15 protein-coding genes and 1 riboswitch are annotated in these 18371 nt (G+C 38.9%); all 15 genes read left to right on the top strand.

Annotation, left to right across the window (positions count from 1 at the left end; genetic code table 11):
• Positions 1-218: 218 nt before the first annotated feature.
• The 15 genes from JNUCC74_RS14900 (at position 219) to JNUCC74_RS14830 (ending at position 18362) form a co-directional block, all read left to right on the top strand.
• Complete coding sequence (locus JNUCC74_RS14900) at positions 219-836, top strand: DUF2179 domain-containing protein (RefSeq protein ID WP_077318225.1); 618 nt, start codon at positions 219-221, stop codon at positions 834-836.
• 156 nt (positions 837-992) lie between these two features.
• Positions 993-1093, top strand: a riboswitch (purine riboswitch).
• Positions 1094-1370: 277 nt separating this feature from the next.
• Complete coding sequence (gene purE / locus JNUCC74_RS14895; protein ID WP_454067909.1) at positions 1371-1862, top strand: 5-(carboxyamino)imidazole ribonucleotide mutase; 492 nt, start codon at positions 1371-1373, stop codon at positions 1860-1862.
• Entirely contained in the window at positions 1849-2976 is a 1128-nt protein-coding gene (gene purK / locus JNUCC74_RS14890) for a 5-(carboxyamino)imidazole ribonucleotide synthase (protein ID WP_454065953.1), read from the top strand. The genes purE and purK overlap by 14 nt, the downstream gene beginning before the upstream one ends.
• On the top strand, positions 2976-4271 hold the full coding sequence (gene purB / locus JNUCC74_RS14885; RefSeq protein WP_454065952.1) for an adenylosuccinate lyase: 1296 nt from the start codon (positions 2976-2978) through the stop codon (positions 4269-4271). The genes purK and purB overlap by 1 nt, the downstream gene beginning before the upstream one ends.
• Before the next feature lie 11 nt (positions 4272-4282).
• On the top strand, positions 4283-4996 hold the full coding sequence (purC, locus tag JNUCC74_RS14880; protein WP_454065951.1) for a phosphoribosylaminoimidazolesuccinocarboxamide synthase: 714 nt from the start codon (positions 4283-4285) through the stop codon (positions 4994-4996).
• Positions 4993-5244 (top strand): phosphoribosylformylglycinamidine synthase subunit PurS, encoded by a 252-nt coding sequence (gene purS, locus JNUCC74_RS14875; protein WP_454065950.1) that lies wholly within the window; start codon positions 4993-4995, stop codon positions 5242-5244. Before purC ends, purS begins: the two co-directional genes overlap by 4 nt.
• Positions 5241-5924, top strand: coding sequence for a phosphoribosylformylglycinamidine synthase subunit PurQ (purQ, locus tag JNUCC74_RS14870; RefSeq protein WP_454065949.1), 684 nt, complete (start codon positions 5241-5243; stop codon positions 5922-5924). The genes purS and purQ overlap by 4 nt, the downstream gene beginning before the upstream one ends.
• A complete protein-coding gene (gene purL, locus JNUCC74_RS14865) occupies positions 5908-8136 on the top strand; it encodes a phosphoribosylformylglycinamidine synthase subunit PurL (RefSeq protein WP_454065948.1) in 2229 nt (742 codons plus the stop codon). Before purQ ends, purL begins: the two co-directional genes overlap by 17 nt.
• Positions 8112-9521, top strand: coding sequence for an amidophosphoribosyltransferase (gene purF, locus JNUCC74_RS14860; protein ID WP_454065947.1), 1410 nt, complete (start codon positions 8112-8114; stop codon positions 9519-9521). Before purL ends, purF begins: the two co-directional genes overlap by 25 nt.
• A 327-nt stretch (positions 9522-9848) precedes the next feature.
• Complete coding sequence (gene purM / locus JNUCC74_RS14855) at positions 9849-10865, top strand: phosphoribosylformylglycinamidine cyclo-ligase (protein WP_454065946.1); 1017 nt, start codon at positions 9849-9851, stop codon at positions 10863-10865.
• Entirely contained in the window at positions 10862-11434 is a 573-nt protein-coding gene (gene purN / locus JNUCC74_RS14850; protein ID WP_454065945.1) for a phosphoribosylglycinamide formyltransferase, read from the top strand. Before purM ends, purN begins: the two co-directional genes overlap by 4 nt.
• Before the next feature lie 2 nt (positions 11435-11436).
• The gene (gene purH, locus JNUCC74_RS14845; protein WP_454065944.1) at positions 11437-12972 is read left to right on the top strand and encodes a bifunctional phosphoribosylaminoimidazolecarboxamide formyltransferase/IMP cyclohydrolase; all 1536 of its coding nucleotides are present in this window, start codon (positions 11437-11439) and stop codon (positions 12970-12972) included.
• 148 nt (positions 12973-13120) lie between these two features.
• Positions 13121-14380, top strand: a complete 1260-nt coding sequence (gene purD / locus JNUCC74_RS14840) for a phosphoribosylamine--glycine ligase (RefSeq protein WP_454065943.1) — start codon at positions 13121-13123, stop codon at positions 14378-14380.
• A gap of 801 nt (positions 14381-15181) precedes the next feature.
• Entirely contained in the window at positions 15182-16888 is a 1707-nt protein-coding gene (locus JNUCC74_RS14835; protein WP_454065942.1) for an adenine deaminase C-terminal domain-containing protein, read from the top strand.
• 454 nt (positions 16889-17342) lie between these two features.
• Entirely contained in the window at positions 17343-18362 is a 1020-nt protein-coding gene (locus JNUCC74_RS14830) for a DUF3048 domain-containing protein (RefSeq protein WP_454065941.1), read from the top strand.
• Positions 18363-18371: the final 9 nt, after the last annotated feature.

The following is an 18371-nucleotide window of genomic DNA, read 5'->3' as shown; positions in this document are numbered from 1 at the left end:
CAATTGTTTTTGAAGATAAAAACAAGCGATATGTTTAGACAGAAGTAAATTCATCTGACAAAATTTAAGCTAAAACACTGATGAGGTAATTATCTGTCAAAGGAGCATGCTTCCCGTTTTTATGTAATTTTTGGATATGCAAAAGAATGATTAAAAAAATATTTCATATGATTAAAAAATGAGGTATTCTTAAACAATAGAGATAAGGAGGGTTTCCTTTGTTAAGTAATGCATTCGTAATGGTTGCCATTATATTAGTAATTAATATTGTTTATGTATCATTATCTACAGTTCGGATGATTTTGACTCTGAAGGGCCGACGTTATATTGCTGCAATGGTCAGTATGTTTGAAATCGTTATTTATGTACTAGGTCTTGGGCTTGTATTGGATAATCTAAACGAAATTCAAAATTTAATCGCTTATGCGATCGGTTTCGGAATCGGTGTTATTTGTGGCTCCATCATTGAAGAAAAATTGGCCTTGGGATATATAACTGTCAATGTTATTTCAACGAATCCAGATATCGCCTTTACTAGAAAATTACGTGATAAGGGCTATGGTGTGACAAGTTGGTATGCATATGGCATGGAAGGTGACCGTCTATCGATGCAAATTTTAACTCCTCGAAAATATGAACTTCGTCTCTATGAAACAATTAAACAAATTGATCCCAAGGCTTTTATAATTGCCTATGAACCAAAGCATATCCATGGTGGATTTTGGGTTAAGCAAGTACGTAAAGGACGTTTAATGAATCCAAAGAAACAAGCAGAAGAACAGACCAAAAAACAACAGGCAACGATGAATGGAACTGAAAAACATAACGATTCATAAATTAATTTAAAAAGAGCGCCATTACATTCGAAAATTTGCTATAATAGATTATAAATTTGGTTAAACATAAGTAAAAACCGAACGTTATTTAGAGTAAATTAAATAATGTTCGTTATTCCTGTTGACAGAAATGAATTATATTGTTATTCTAAAATCGACAACTACAAATCGGTTCCTCATATATACCTGAGAATATGGCTCAGAAGTCTCTACCCGGCACCGTAAATGACCGGACTATGAGGGAAGTAGAATCGTTTGCATTGCGATCTGTTGGACTATACCCAAAACAGGTCTATTCTCTTCTCTCATTTTATATGAGGGAGGTAAGATAGATCTGTTTTTTGTTTTTACTTCTAACAGACAAAATTGATTTGCTAGCTTTTACGGACTTTTTTATACCATAGGAAGTAGTATAAGAAAAACTACAGCTTTTGCTAAAGACGTGGAGACAAGCCAAGTTTTTCTAAATATCCTCTTCATAGTGCAAGAGGCAATGATATAATCTCTCAAATATACTAAAAAGTTAAGGTGGTTATAGAAATGATTGGAGTTATCATGGGCAGTATTTCTGATTGGAAAACGATGAAGCATGCTTGTGATGTACTGGATGAATTACAGCTGCCTTATGAAAAAGAAATTATCTCCGCTCATCGTACACCTGATGATATGTTTGATTATGCAAAAACAGCTAGAAAGCGGGGAATAAAAGTTATTATAGCAGGGGCTGGAGGGGCAGCGCATTTACCGGGGATGGTTGCTTCCCAAACAACGATACCAGTAATTGGCGTGCCTGTTGAAAGTAAATCATTACAAGGATTGGATTCACTGTTATCGATTGTGCAGATGCCTGGTGGAGTTCCCACGGCTACAGTTGCTATCGGAAATGCAGGGGCGAAAAATGCTGGGATTTTAGCTGGACAAATAATTGGTGCATTTGATGAAAAAGTTGCAGAGCGGCTAGAAAATTATCGTAAGCAAATGAAAGCTAAGGTAACAGAAATGAGGGAAGAGCTTGCAAAAAAATAACACTATTTTACCTGGAAAAACAATTGGCATTATTGGTGGCGGACAATTAGGTCGCATGATGGCACTTGCGGCTAAATATATGGGATATCGTGTTCGTGTTCTTGATCCGACAGAAGATTGCCCAACAAGTCAAGTGGCTGACTCTCAAATTATTGCAGATTATGATGATATGGATGCGATTAAACAATTAACGGAACAAGCTGATGTGATCACCTATGAGTTTGAAAATGTAGATTTACGAGCTGCAGCGTATATCGAAAAGCAAGGTAAACTACCCCAAGGTGCTTATCCATTAGAAATTACGCAAAACCGGGAAAAAGAAAAAACAATATTGAAAAATCTTGATTTACCGGTTCCAATGTTTGCCATTGTAACGAATGGATCAGAATGTAAGAAAGCATTAGCTGACTTTTCATTGCCTGCTGTAATAAAAACGTGTCGAGGCGGATACGATGGCAAAGGTCAGTTAAAGATAGAAACAAATAGTGATATAACGGCTGCGATCGAATTTGCCGACAAACACAAACATTGTATTGTAGAAGAATGGATTTCATTTGACAAAGAAATTTCCGTTATTTTTACCCGTTCGCAGGGGGGAAAGATCACATTTTTCCCAATTGCGGAAAATGAGCATAAGGGTCATATTTTATTCCAAACAACCGTACCTGCAGCAATTAGCAAAACCATAGAACAGCATGCACTTGAAGCAATAGAAAAACTAGCTCATCATATGGACATTGTTGGAACATTTGCTGTAGAATTATTCGTTCAAGATGACAGGATATACATAAATGAAATGGCCCCACGCCCACATAATTCTGGACATTATACGATTGAGGCTTGTACGATTTCACAATTTGCACAGCATATCCGTGCTATTTGTGGGATACCATTGATGGAGGTGCTCCTGCTTCAATCCGCTGTCATGATAAACATTTTAGGTGAAGATTTGCCAAGAGTGCTTCGGGCTATTCCAAAGACTTCGACAGGCTTTATTCACTTATATGGAAAAGCCGAAGCGAAAACAAAACGGAAAATGGGACATATTACATTCACTAGTTCTTCAATAGAACAGGTACAAAAACAAATTCAAACATTCTGGGAGGCCGAATAATGATTGAACGCTATACGAGAGAAGAAATGGGTGTCATTTGGCAAGAGGAAAATAAATATAAAGCCTGGCTTGAAGTTGAGCTTCTAGCTTGCGAAGCGTGGAGTGAGTTGGGAATCATTCCAAAAGAAGATATGAAAAAGCTTAGAGCCAATGCTTCATTTGATATCAAACGAATTTATGAAATCGAACAAGAAACGAGACATGATGTAGTTGCTTTTACGCGTGCAGTATCAGAAACATTGGGTGATGAGAAGAAATGGGTACATTACGGTTTAACGTCAACGGACGTAGTGGATACGGCTCTTTCTTATTTAATCAAACAAGCGAATACGATTATTCGTAAGGATCTGCAACGTTTTATCGAGATTTTAAAAAACAAGGCAATCGAGCATAAACATACCGTGATGATGGGGAGAACGCATGGTGTCCATGCTGAGCCAACAACATTCGGCTTAAAGCTGGCACTATGGTATGAAGAAATGAAGCGAAACTTACAACGCTTTGAAGCTGCTGCCGATCAAATCGAATATGGTAAATTATCCGGTGCGGTAGGTACGTATGCTAATATTGATCCATATGTAGAGCAATATGTATGTGAAAAACTTGGACTCTCTCCGGCACCAGTATCCACACAGACATTGCAAAGAGATCGTCATGCAGCCTATATAGCAACATTGGCTTTAATTGCGACTTCAATTGAAAAATTTGCAACTGAGATTCGTGGTTTACAAAAAACCGAAACGCGTGAAGTCGAGGAGTATTTTGCAAAAGGACAAAAGGGATCTTCAGCAATGCCGCATAAACGGAATCCGATCGGTTCAGAAAATATGACTGGTATGGCAAGGGTATTGCGCGGTTATGTTACGACAGCTTATGAAAATGTTGCTTTATGGCATGAACGTGATATTTCACATTCTTCCGCAGAGCGAATTATTTTGCCTGATGCAACGATAGCCATTAATTATATGTTACATCGCTTTAGTAATATTGTAAAAAATTTAACCGTGTTTCCGGAAAACATGAAGCGTAATATTGATAAAACACATGGCGTTATCTTTTCTCAACGCGTCTTACTGGCATTAATTGATAAAGGGATGACTCGTGAGGCAGCTTATGATATGGTTCAGCCAAAAGCAATGGAAGCATGGGAAACAGGCATCCACTTTAAACAATTAGTGGAAACGGATGAAAAAATTACTGCTCACTTATCTAAGCAAGAAATCGCCGATTGTTTTGATTACACGTATCACTTGAAAAATGTCGATGTAATTTTTCAAAGAATTGGATTAGAGTGAGGTGAAGATCCGTGGAACGCACGTTACTGTATGAAGGTAAGGCAAAAAAAGTGTATCAGGTAAACGACAGAACAGGGGAAATCATTTTATCCTATAAAAATGATGCAACTGCCTTTAACGGCGAAAAAAAATCGGTTTTTCCCGGCAAAGGTCGTCTAAATAACGAAATTTCTTCCCTGATTTTTACCAAGCTCCGAGAAAAAGGGATCACGTCACATTTTATTAAACAATTAAATAAGACAGAACAGCTTGTCTATCAAACTGAAATTATCCCATTAGAAGTTGTTGTTCGTAATGTTGCTGCTGGCAGCATTACGAAGCGGCTGGGTATGAAAGAAAGAACACCGTTTAACCCACCGATTGTAGAGTTGTTTTATAAGAATGACGATCTCAAAGATCCATTGATTAATGATGAGCATGCGATATTATTAACGAATATTTCGCTAAATGAATTAAAGGAAATCAAGGAAAAAGCTCTCGAAATAAACGAGACACTAAGCGAAAATTTTCAGAGAATTGGGATAAAACTAGTAGACTTCAAAGTTGAATTCGGTCGCTTGCCAGATGGGTGGATTGTCTTAGCTGATGAAATATCACCTGATACATGCCGACTTTGGGATGTGGAAACGATGGAAAAGCTGGATAAAGATGTTTTTCGCCAAGGAACAGGCGATTTAATTGAAGTTTATGAGGAGATTTTAAACCGACTGGAGGAGCAAAAATGAAAAGAGTAATGGTGCATATTACATTAAAACCGGGTGTACTTGATCCACAAGGGAAGGCGATTGAAGATTCATTACATTCTCTAGGCTATGCTGAAGTGGAAGAAGCTCGTGTTGGAAAAGTCATCGAATTACATGTGCAGGATGGACCTAAATTGGAGGCTCGTGTTACAGAAATGTGCAAGAAACTGCTGGCAAATCCTGTGATTGAAAATTATCAATTCGTAGTGGAGGAGGCTGTTCAGTCGTGAGATTTGCTGTCATTACATTTCCTGGTTCTAATTGTGATTATGATATGTACCATGCGGTGAAAGAAGTCTTAGGGAAAGAAGCAGAGCTTATTTGGTATGAAAATAGCAATCTAGAAAGCTATGATGCTATTTTACTTCCTGGTGGCTTTTCTTATGGAGATTATTTACGAACTGGAGCTGTAGCAGCAACCTCTCAAGTGATGAAGCAAATTAAACAGCATGCAGCCAAAGGAAAGCCGGTATTGGGTGTCTGTAACGGCTTTCAAATATTGACAGAAGCGGGACTGCTTCCGGGAGCATTACTCCGTAATCAGCAGCTTTCATTTATTTGTCGAGAGCAGAATGTTGTTGTGAAAAATAATCAAACTATTTTTACAGATGGATATCGTGAGGGGGAAATTATTCAGTTGCCAATTGCACATGGGGAAGGCAATTATTATTGTGATGAGACAACATTGCAATCATTACAGGAAAATAAGCAGATTGTGTTTACGTATCAAGATAATCCAAATGGATCTGTAGCAAATATAGCGGGAATTGTGAATCAACAAGGTAATGTACTTGGGATGATGCCACATCCGGAGCGAGCTGTAGAACAGATAATAGGCAGTAAGGACGGATTACGTTTATTGAAGTCATTGGTTCATAATTGGAGGGAATCATATGTTACAAACGCATGAAGTTAGTCCAGAACAAATAGAGAAAGAAGCGCTTTATCGGGAAATGGGATTAAGTGATGAAGAGTACAAAGTGATAAAAACAATTTTACAGCGCCAACCAAATTTTACGGAAACAGGTATATTTTCTGTGATGTGGTCTGAACATTGTAGTTATAAATCATCCAAGCCGTTACTGAAAAGGTTTCCAACAAAAGCACCTCATGTATTGCAGGGGCCGGGTGAAGGTGCCGGAATTATTGATATTGGTGATGAGCAGGCAGTTGTTTTTAAAATAGAAAGCCATAACCACCCATCTGCTGTAGAACCGTATCAGGGAGCAGCGACTGGAGTGGGCGGTATTATTCGTGATGTTTTTTCCATGGGTGCACGCCCAATCGCATTATTAAATTCATTGAGGTTCGGGAAGCTTTCCAATGATCGGGTGAAATATTTGTTCTCGGGTGTCGTAGACGGTATTGCAGGCTATGGCAATTGTGTAGGTGTTCCTACAGTAGGTGGAGAAGTGCAGTTTGATGATAGCTATGAAGATAATCCGCTTGTTAATGCAATGTGCGTGGGATTAATCCATCATGGGGATATTCAGAAAGGAATTGCAGCAGGAATCGGTAATACAGTCATTTATGCAGGGGCTGCAACTGGTCGCGATGGAATTCACGGGGCAACATTTGCTTCTGATGATCTAGCAGATGATGTGCTAAAGGATCGTCCAGCAGTTCAAGTCGGCGATCCATTTATAGAAAAGTTATTAATTGAAGCGTGTTTAGAAGTGATAAAGTCAGATGCTGTAGTAGGTATGCAAGATATGGGAGCAGCTGGGCTAACCTCTTCAGCCAGTGAAATGGCAAGTAAAGCAGGAACTGGAGTGGAGTTGAATTTAGACCATGTTCCGCAACGGGAGCAGCATATGTCAGCATATGAAATGATGCTTTCAGAATCACAGGAGCGGATGCTGCTTGTTGTTAAAAAGGGTCGTGAACAAGAAATTATCGAAGTATTTCAAAAATACGGACTAGAGGCAATGGTGATTGGCAGAGTCATTGAGGAAAAGGTATTTCGCATTTTTCATCTTAATAAGCAGGTAGCTGATATTCCTGTTGACGCACTTGCTGAGGAGGCACCAGTCTACGATTTACCGGCTAAAGAGCCTTCCTATTTTAGGGAATTTCAGCAAATGGGAAATAAGCCATTGATGGTTGACGATCACGCAGCTGTTATCAAGCAGCTATTACAACAACCAACGATTGCTTCCAAGGAATGGGTTTATCATCAGTATGACTTTATGGTGCAAACGAATACAGTAGTAGGTCCTGGTTCAGATGCAGCTGTGATTCGTATTAAAGGAACGGATAAAGCATTGGCAATGACGACGGATTGTAATTCCCGCTATATTTATTTAGATCCGGAGACTGGCGGAAAAATTGCTGTAGCAGAGGCAGCTAGAAATATTATTTGCTCTGGTGCAAAACCACTTGGGTTAACAGATGGTTTAAACTTTGGAAATCCGAATAACCCGGAAGTCTTTTGGCAGATGGAAAAAAGCGTTGAAGGGATGGCAAAAGCATGTGAAGCGCTTTCTACACCAGTGCTTAGCGGTAATGTCTCGCTTTACAACCAATCCGGAGGAAAAGCAATTTTCCCTACACCAATCGTCGGTATGGTAGGTCTTCATGAGTCGACCAGCCACATCACACCGAATTATTTCCAGGCAGCTGGAGATACGATTTATATCATTGGCAAAACGGATAGTTCATTTGGTGGAAGCGAACTACAGTATCTCCTTCTCGGAAAATATGAAGGAGCTGCACCAACTATTGATCTCCATGTCGAAAAAACAAGACAAGACCAGTTATTGCATGCAATTAAACAAGGTGTAGTTACATCAGCACATGACGTATCAGAAGGTGGTCTGGCAGTTGCTGTAGCTGAGTGCTTATTTGCAAATAAACAGGTAGGAGCAACTGTAGAACTAAGTGGAGAACCAACTGCCGCCTTATTTAGTGAAACACAGTCCCGGTTTATTGTGACAGTAAACGAAGCAAACAAAAAACGCTTTGAGCAACTCGTCGATGATGCTATTGAAATAGGTAAGGTAACAAGTGATGAAGTGTTATTGATTTCGGTCAATGGCAAACAGATTGTATCTGAGGAGGTATCCCCATTAAAGTCAATATGGAAAGGAGCCATTCCATGTTTGCTGAAGACAAAGGCATAAACGAAGAATGTGGTGTATTTGGCATTTGGGGACATGAAAAAGCAGCTGAATTGACGTATTATGGGCTACACTCGATGCAACACCGTGGTCAGGAAGGCGCCGGAGTTGTTGTAAGCGATGGAAAGCAATTAAAAGCTCATAAAGGTTTAGGGCTAGTCAACGATGTTTTTAAGGATGCTAATTTTCAAGCGTTAAAAGGAAACGTAGCGATTGGTCATGTACGTTACTCTACACAAGGCGCTAAAACACTTGAAAATGTACAGCCGCTATTATTTCGTTCGCAAACAGGGAGCATGGCGCTCGCCCATAATGGCAACCTGATGAATGCTTATAAATTACGGGGGAAGCTCGAACAAGAGGGGAGCATTTTACAAACAACATCAGATACAGAAGTACTCGCTCACCTTATTAAACGGGGAGGAAATAGCGTAACGGAAACAACCATTGCTCAAGCACTTAATCAAATTGTTGGAGCTTATGCCTATTTGATCTTAACAGAGGATCGAATGTACATTGCCCTTGATCCTCGAGGCATTCGCCCATTATCAATTGGCAGACTCGGAAGGGCATATGTATTTGCATCAGAAACATGTGCCTTTGGACAAATTGGTGCAGTGTTTGAACGAGAAGTATTGCCCGGGGAATTAATTACCATTAGTGAAGCTGGATTAACTTCTACACGGTTTGCTATTCGTGAGCAACGGAAAATGTGTGCGATGGAATATGTATATTTATCTCGTCCGGATAGTGATGTAAATCTTGTTAATGTCCATGCTTCCCGTAAACGAATGGGAAAAGAATTAGCAAAAGAGGCCCCGACAAATGCAGACATTGTAGTGGGTGTCCCAGATTCAAGCACTTCGGCAGCAATTGGTTATGCAGAGGAAAGTGATCTTCCTTATGAGATGGGGATTATTAAAAATCGTTATGTAGGAAGAACATTTATTCAGCCTTCCCAAGAGTTAAGGGAGCAAGGGGTGAAAATGAAGCTTTCTCCGGTAAAAAGCATTATTGAAGGAAAGCGTGTGGTTATGATTGATGATTCCATTGTCCGAGGAACAACAAGCAAACGAATTGTGCAAATGCTAAAAGCAGCAGGAGCGAAGGAAGTGCATGTTCGAATAGCATCTCCAGCGATTCAACATCCTTGCTATTATGGAATTGATATGTCAACACGAGAGGAATTGATCGCAGCCAATTATTCCATTCAAGAAATAAGTGACATGATTGGAGCAGATAGTTTAGCTTATTTATCCGAAGCAGGAATGGAAAAAGCGATTTTAAAAGATAAAACAATTCATCAAGGAATTTGTACAGCCTGTATGAATGGAAGCTATCCTGTACAACTGGAAGGGGAAAAGAAATTTGCCTTTATTCCGCATTAACACTAAATGAATATATATAAGTGTGTGAGTTTAATTTTGAATGGAAAAACTCGATAAGAGACAGAAAAATATTATTTCAGAGAGGACCAATTTGTTCTTAGAGAGGAACAAAGTGTTTCACTTTATCTCGCATGAAGGTGCCGTACAATCCAATCGATAACACTAGTATGATCAAGAAGTCTAGTGTCAGCTGACCGCACCTAAATGCCCGATTCGTTCAAGGGCCATTAGGTCATACCCTTGTGGTACTAACATTCAGTAGGAGATGGAAGAAGACTCCTACTGAATGAAGGTTCATTTTATTTATAGACAGGAGAAGTGGCAAACGTGACTGAACTTTATAAACAAGCGGGTGTAGATGTAGAGCGTGGTTATCAAGCTGTTGAGCGAATGAAAAAGCATATTCAGCGAACCTCCAGAAAAGAAGTTATCGGTGGAATCGGATCATTTGCTGGCTTGTTTGATCTATCCACATTTACGTATAAGGAGCCAGTATTAGTATCTGGAACAGATGGAGTCGGTACGAAACTCAAGCTTGCTTTTACATTGAATAAACATGATACTGTTGGCATTGATTTAGTAGCTATGTGCGTCAATGATATTGTTGCCCAAGGTGCAAAGCCGTTATTTTTTCTTGATTATATTGCCTGTGGGAAGAACGACCCGGACCAGATTGAACAGATTGTTGCAGGTATTGCAGCAGGTTGTGTTCAAGCAGAGGCAGCTTTAATTGGTGGAGAAACAGCGGAAATGCCAGGAATGTATAGCGAAGGAGAATATGATTTAGCAGGTTTTACTGTTGGCATTGCTGAAAAAGAACACTTAATTACCGGTGAAACCATTACAGCAGGTGATGTTTTACTTGGACTCCCATCGAGTGGAATTCATTCAAACGGTTATTCACTTGTTCGTAAAGTAATAGCTGATCTCAGCTTGGATCAATCATATGGATTAAAGAAATCACTTGGCGAAACATTACTTACTCCGACAAAAATATATGCCAAAGCCGTACAACAAGTAATTGAAAAAGGTTTTACGAAAGGAATTTCGCATATTACAGGCGGCGGTTTTTATGAGAATTTGCCACGAATGCTTCCTTCCCATCTAGGAGTGGAAATCGATACGACATCATGGGAAGTACCAGAAATTTTTCCGTTTTTACAGAAACAAGGATCGATTTCTACAAATGAAATGTACGGTGTATTCAACATGGGGATCGGTCTAGTACTAGTTGTTACCAAGGATCATGTGAATGAAGTGAAAGAAATAATTGAGAAACACGGAGAAACAGTACGGACAATTGGTATGGTGACAGATCATAAAGGAGTGCATCTTCACTCATGAAAGCATCAATAAAAGTGTGTGTGTTTGCATCTGGTACGGGAAGTAATTTTCAGGCGATCATGGAAACTGAATCGTTGTCTTGTGAAATAGTTCTCTTAGTTTGTGATCGTCCGGGGGCTTCGGTTATTGACAAAGCAAAACAAAAACAAATTCCTGTACATGTATTTGATCCAACATCCTATTCGTCCAAGCAGGCATATGAGGAGGAGTTAATTACTATACTTAGGGAAAGAGAAGTTACATGGATTTTCTTGGCTGGTTATATGCGCATTATTGGTGCTCATTTGCTTCAGGCTTATCATGGGAGAATTGTTAATATTCACCCTTCACTATTGCCGAAGTTTCCTGGAAAAGATGCAATTGAAAAAGCGTATCGAGCAAAAGTAAACAAAACAGGAGTAACGGTCCATTATATTGATGAAGGTATCGACACAGGGCCAATTATCGCTCAGCAAGAAGTAAAAATTTACCCAACGGACTCGCTGAAAACACTTACAAACCGCATTCAAAAGGTAGAACATCAATTATATCCGAAAGTTATTAATCAACTTATACAGAATGAGGGATAATTATGAAAAGACGTGCATTAATGAGTGTATCTAATAAACAAGGGATAACGGAATTTGCTAAAGGATTAATGGAAAACGATTATGAAATCATTTCAACAGGAGGAACGCTGAAAGCATTACAGCAGCAAGGAATATCCGTTATCCCAGTAGACGAAGTAACCGGTTTTCCAGAAATTTTAGATGGACGGGTTAAAACATTGCACCCTTTTATCCATGGGGGATTACTGGCTAAGCGGGAAAACGAGCTTCATCGTCAAGAACTGGATAAATACAACATTACGCCAATTGATATGGTGGTTGTTAATCTTTATCCATTTAAAGAGACATTAAACAAACAGACTGCAAGTAAAGAGGACATCATTGAAAATATAGATATTGGCGGCCCATCTATGCTTCGTGCAGCAGCCAAAAACTATCAATCTGTAACCGTAATTGTTGATCCTAACGATTATGAAGATGTGCTTCAAGTCGTAAAGGGTGGAGAAGTGACTTTGGAAAAACGGCAGCAGTTGGCAGCAAAAGTATTTCAACATACCGCTAGTTATGATGCATTAATTGCCCAATATTTTACAAAAGAGATCGGTGAAGCTTTTCCGGAAAGCTATACCATGACATATGAAAAAGTACAAACACTTCGCTATGGTGAAAATCCGCATCAAGCTGCTGCTTTTTACCAACAGCCAATTAGGGAGGCAGGGAGTCTTGCTAGTAGTAAACAATTACATGGCAAAGAACTTTCTTATAACAATATTCAAGATGCGAATGCAGCTTTAGAAATTTTAGCAGAATACGATGAGCCTGCTGCTGTTGCAGTGAAACATATGAATCCATGTGGAATTGGAGTAGCAGATAATTTATCAAATGCCTTTCAACAAGCATATGAAGCTGATTCCACCTCTATTTTTGGCGGGATTGTTGCTTGTAATCAAGTGATTGATGAAGCAACAGCAGAAAAAATGAGTAACATCTTTTTAGAAATTGTCATCGCTCCTGGTTTTACAGAAGAAGCGCTAGAAATATTAACGAAAAAGAAAAACATCCGTCTGTTAGAACTGGAAGTTAGAGCAGAAAAACCAGGTTTAGAACATAAATATACATCCGTTAAAGGCGGAATGCTCATTCAAACCATCGATAATAAACGGATTACTGCCAGTGATTTGCACGTGGTGACAAACCGTAAACCATCTGAGGATGAAGTCAATCAGCTAATATTTGCTTGGAAAGCAGTTAAGCATGTGAAGTCGAATGCCATTGTACTAGCAAAGGATAATCGTACGGTTGGTATTGGTGCTGGACAAATGAATCGAATTGGTGCTGCTAAGATTGCCATTGAGCAAGCGGCTGAACAAGCAGCAGGAGCAGTAATGGCTTCTGATGCATTTTTTCCAATGCCAGATACGATAGAAGCTGCTGCAAAAGCAGGCATCACAGCAATTATTCAGCCGGGCGGCTCTAAACGTGACCAAGATTCCGTTGATGTCTGTAACGAACATGGAATTGCTATGGTTTATACAAGCATTCGTCATTTTAAACATTAAAGAGAATGTTCTAAAAGTCCGGTAAATGATGTACCAAAATTTCTGCACTTGCTTTGTCTCTGGTGTAAACTAGTTCGATCGCCAAAAAGGATAAAGTCTCGAACTTCATTGCTCTTTTAATTAGGCACTTAAATGGAAGGGGAGTTTTATGAATATTTTAGTAGTTGGCCGAGGCGGAAGAGAACATAGCATTATTATGAAGCTAAAAGAAAGCGATAGAGTAACAAAACTATATGCTGCACCCGGAAATGGTGGTATAGCACAAGAAGCAACTTGCATACCCATTGACGAAATGGATACAGAAGGATTAATCGCCTTTGCTAAAAAGGAAACGATTGATTTAACGATAGTCGGTCCGGAAAATCCGTTAAACAACGGAATTGCCAATGCATTTCAGCGAGAAGGTCTACGAATATTTGCACCTACAAAGGAAGCTGCTTTATTAGAAGGAAGCAAGCAGTTTGCAAAGCAATTTATGGAAAAATATAACATACCAACAGCTGCTTATCGATCATTTACCGACCCCGAAACAGCAAAAGTATATATTGAGGAAAAAGGAGTACCGATTGTAATTAAAGCTGATGGATTAGCTGCTGGAAAAGGGGTTGTCGTTGCTTCAACAAAACAAGAAGCATTTACCGCTGTTGATCAAATGCTTATTGAGAAAACTTTCTCTGAAGCAGGCAGTAGGATTGTGATTGAGGAATTTTTAGTAGGTAAAGAATTTTCGCTTATGGCGTTTGTTCATGAAGACCAAGTATATCCAATGGTACCTGCACGTGATCATAAGCGGGCATATGACGGAGATAAAGGACCTAACACTGGAGGAATGGGGGCTTTTGCACCAGTTCCTGACATTACGAAGCAAGTGCTAGAGTTTTCGTATACGCATATTTTGCAAAAAACAGTAGGTGGGATGATACAGGAAGGAAGACCGTTTACTGGAATTCTATATGCAGGACTAATGATTACAAAAAATGGACCAAAAGTAATTGAATTTAATACACGCTTTGGTGATCCGGAAACACAGGTCGTTCTGCCACTGTTAGAGAATGATCTTGTCCAAGTAATGTCGGATGTATTGAACGGAATTGATCCTAAGCTTCAATGGGAAGATAAATCATGTGTGGGTATTGTCGTAGCGGCGAAAGGCTACCCAAACGCTTGTGAAAAAGGAATGGAGATTCCGGAATTTTCACCTAAACAAGCAATGATCGTACATGCAGGTACAAAGCAGATTGGAAAAAGACTTGTTAGTGATGGAGGACGTGTACTGCTTTCAGCTGCAACTGCACCTACATTAGGTCAAGCGGCAGCTCATGCCTATGAACCGCTAAGGGCACTTCATAATAATGATGACTTTTTTTATCGAACCGATATAGCCAGATATAAAGCCACCCAAGTCTAAGCACTGTGGTGGCTTTAAGCTGTCTTAAACAAGTAAAGAAGTAGAATTAATGTAATACCATTTTAATGTTTCATGTACCCGTGTGATTGGTTACTTCATTCAAATACTTCTCACTTATCAGGTTTATTCCAGTTTTTTATTTAATTGAATCAAGAACAAAATCTAGAAGCGCTCAGTTAGCGCCTAAGATAATGCTATTTTTTAAAAATATCGACATGTAGAAACCGATTTCAGACAATAAAAAATGAAACCTTTTGTGGTTGTAAGCGTATGAAGATTAGTAGTATCCATTTAACATATTAGCATCCTACAATGTATAAAGCGTCACTATAGTCACAGGCTTTCTTGTATTAAGGAAAGTATAAAATTTTAGAGTTTATCGTATAAGAAAAACTACAGCTTTCGCTGAAGACTTGGCGACAAGCCAAGTTTTTCTAAAAATCTTAAAAAATAATAAGAGTTTACAAAATTGAAACAGTTAAATGGCGAAAAATATGTTAAAATGGAATGACATATATTGGTTATGGGATTTTTTTCCTTTTTACCCCTTGTGGATTTTTCGCTAACATGTTAATCTACAACCATCGTACAAAATAATTATTGGAGTTCATCCTTGCTTTATCATAGATATATAGATGATATTAACTAAAAGCTCGTGTTCAAAAAGAGAATAGAAGGACTAACGGAGAAATTCGATGTGTCTAAAGCGCACTTTTTGAACAACTTCTAAAAAAGAGATGATGTAAATTGGAGAGATGTTGAATCATGTTACGCAATGGATTTTATTGGAGAAACAGAGATATGAGGCAGCATGTACGAGTTATTGATGGAGAAGTAGCTCCAACACTTGTACTTGCAAATGGAACGTATTTAAATACGTATGTAAAGAAATGGTTGCAGGGCCATGTTTGGGTGTACGAGGATCGAATCGTTTATGTTGGTGATAATTTACCCATTAACCAGAAAGGTACGGAAATAGTTGATTGTACAGGAAAGTTTTTAGTCCCGGGGTATATTGAACCACATGCACATCCTTTTCAACTATACAATCCGGAACAATTGGCAAATCATGCTGCAAAAACAGGGACAACCACATTAATTAATGACAATCTATTATGGCTATTTATGTTAAATAAAAAGAAAGCGTTTTCTGTTTTGGATGAATTCAGTACCCATCCCGTATCGATGTATTGGTGGGCACGTTTTGATCCGCAAACTGAATTACAGGATGACCATGAACTTTTTAAGACAGAAGATGTCTTAGATTGGATTAATCATCCAGCTGTTGTACAAGGTGGAGAATTAACATCTTGGCCGCAATTATTGGCCGGAGACGATATTTTACTGTATTGGATTCAAGAGACGAAAAAACAAAGGAAACCGGTAGAAGGACATTTTCCGGGAGCTTCTGTTCGAACATTAACAAAAATGAAGTTGCTGGGTGCTAATGCAGATCATGAATCAATAACAGGGGAAGAAGTAATGCGGCGTTTACTGCTTGGCTATCACGTTGGTCTCCGTTATTCCTCAATCAGACCGGATTTGCCAAAGCTAATTGAGGAATTGCTTGCAGCAGGTCTAACCTCATTTGATAATCTTTCGTTTACAACTGACGGAGCAACACCGGCATTTTATGAACAAGGATTGATCAATCGTTGCATAGATATTGCCATTAAACAAGGATTACCCGTGGAAGAAGCTTATTTAATCGGAAGTTATTATCCAGCCAAGCATTTACGTATGGAAGAACAGCTCGGCAGTATTGCTCCCGGGCGACTTGCACATATCAACATTTTAACTGATAAAAAAGTTCCTCAACCGGAAAGCGTCTTGGCAAAGGGGCAATGGATAGTAAAAGGTGGAGTAGAACAACGGATTTGCACCTTAATTAAATGGAAAAATTACGATATAGGCCCATTAGAATTAGACTGGCAAGTAAGTAGTAAAGAATTACAATTTTCAGTACCAATCGGGTTAGAAATGGTTAACGATGTGATTATGAAGCCATATGCGATTGAAATTGATATTACGGTAGATCATTTGCCTGCTCATACAAGTGATTCCTTTTTAATGTTGTTGGATCGACATGGTAAATGGCGGGTAAATACAACCTTGCGTGGGTTTACAAATGAATTAGGCGCAATTGCCAGCTCTTATTCGGTTACCGGTGATTTTGTGTTTATTGGAAAAAATAAACATGATATCCTCTTAGCAGGTAAACGATTAAAAGAGTTAGGAGGAGGCATTGTTATTGTACACCAGGGTGAGGTACTGTTAGAAATACCGCTTGCATTAAGAGGAATGATGTTCAAAGGGGAAATGACAGATTTAATCGCTAAGGAAAAAGAATTGAAGCGGCATTTAAAAAATTTCGGCTATCCATTTTCTGATCCAGTTTATTCTATATTTTTCTTAGCATCCACTCATTTACCATATGTTCGAATTACACCTCAAGGTATCATAGATGTGAAGAAAAAAGAACTACTATTCCCAGCAACAATGTGTTAGCCTTATAATGTAAGTTTTTGTGCAAAAAGAGAGCAATAGACTTGAAATTGGCTTAAATGGAAACATCCTTTTTAAAAAAAACGATGTATCGTTGCCGAAGTCTTCGTTGACCTTGAAAGATCACGAAATATTAGTACAGGTACTTTCACTTTCCTTAACCTTTTGAACACTGATACAAGTATGTCTTGTGCATCGAAGTTTGAGGCGGTGTCATTTGAGTAGTGCGCTTGGACAGGACGTGGGTGCTTTTAGTAGATACATGAGTACTAGTTGCTTCCTTGACATCCATTTCTAAGCAAGAAAAGCAGTTTTCTTTTCCAAGGAACGTAGAAACAAAGCTACGATGATAGTCGATGGAAGAAAAAGTAAAAAAGCATAACGTAACAGGTAGACTAGCCTCACTTTTAAGGTGAGGCCTGCTATCTGCAAGTTATGTTTTAAGGGGTTGTGACATGTGAAAAAAGGATTACTTATTCTACTCATATTAACGTTTTTGATTACGGCATGTAAAGACGATCAAGCTGAAACAAATAATCAAGAAAAAGGGGATTCCAATCCATCACAGTTGACGGATACATATCCATTAACCGGTATGGCTGCAGATAACGCTGTTGATAACAGGATCGTTGCAGTCATGGTAAATAACCATGAAAAAGCAAGGCCACAAACTGGTTTGTCGCAAGCAGATATCGTTTTTGAAATATTAGCAGAAGGTAAGATTACACGCTTTTTAGCACTTTATCAAAGTGAATTGCCTCCGGTAGTTGGTCCGGTTAGAAGTGCACGAGAGTACTATTCTGAACTAGCACAGGGTTATAACGCTATTTACGTATATCACGGTGCAGCTGATTTCATAAATCAGTCAATTCAAGACAGAGGAATTGACCATTTAAACGGTTCGCTTTATGATAATGAGGGATTATTTAAACGGGAAACATTTAGACAAGCACCGCATAATTCTTATTTACAGCTTGATGAGCTGTATGATGAAGCAGAAGCAAAGGGGTATCAGACAACAGCTGATTATTCTCAAATGTTATTTTTACAAGAAGGAGAAAAGGAGACGGGAGACGAGGCTTTAACCGTCGAAATCGTCTATTCCGAGAATCCAATGGAAATCGTAGAATATCAGTTTGACAAATCTACACAAGTGTATACTCGCTTTAATGATCATCAACAAACAGTGGAAATGGACTCGGAAAAACCGATAGAAATAAATAATGTTTTTATTATAGAGACAAAACATGAAGTGATTGATGATGAAGGCCGCCGATCCATTGATTTAGCTTCCGGCGGGGATGCGTATTTATTGCAGCAGGGTGTAGTGCAAAAGCTTCAATGGGAAAAGCTAAATGGCAGAATTGTTCCTGTGAAAGAAGGTAAAGAAGTCCCATTAACTCCGGGAAAAACATGGATTAATGTTATACCTGAAGATCCTGGATTAGATACAGCGGTCACCTTATCAAGCGAGTAATGGGAAGGA

This window comes from Cerasibacillus sp. JNUCC 74, from assembly GCF_053667775.1.
Note: the sequence above shows the minus strand (reverse complement) of the source record. Positions and strands in the feature narration are given on the sequence as shown.

Excerpts from the sequence above, each read along its gene's own strand:
- purB (WP_454065952.1), top strand. The coding sequence starts at position 2,976 with ATGATTGAACGCTATACGAGAGAAGAAATGGGTGTCATTTGGCAAGAG.
- purS (WP_454065950.1), top strand. The coding sequence starts at position 4,993 with ATGAAAAGAGTAATGGTGCATATTACATTAAAACCGGGTGTACTTGAT.
- purL (WP_454065948.1), top strand. The coding sequence starts at position 5,908 with ATGTTACAAACGCATGAAGTTAGTCCAGAACAAATAGAGAAAGAAGCG.
- purF (WP_454065947.1), top strand. The coding sequence starts at position 8,112 with ATGTTTGCTGAAGACAAAGGCATAAACGAAGAATGTGGTGTATTTGGC.
- purN (WP_454065945.1), top strand. The coding sequence starts at position 10,862 with ATGAAAGCATCAATAAAAGTGTGTGTGTTTGCATCTGGTACGGGAAGT.
- purH (WP_454065944.1), top strand. The coding sequence starts at position 11,437 with ATGAAAAGACGTGCATTAATGAGTGTATCTAATAAACAAGGGATAACG.
- purD (WP_454065943.1), top strand. The coding sequence starts at position 13,121 with ATGAATATTTTAGTAGTTGGCCGAGGCGGAAGAGAACATAGCATTATT.
- JNUCC74_RS14835 (WP_454065942.1), top strand. The coding sequence starts at position 15,182 with ATGAGGCAGCATGTACGAGTTATTGATGGAGAAGTAGCTCCAACACTT.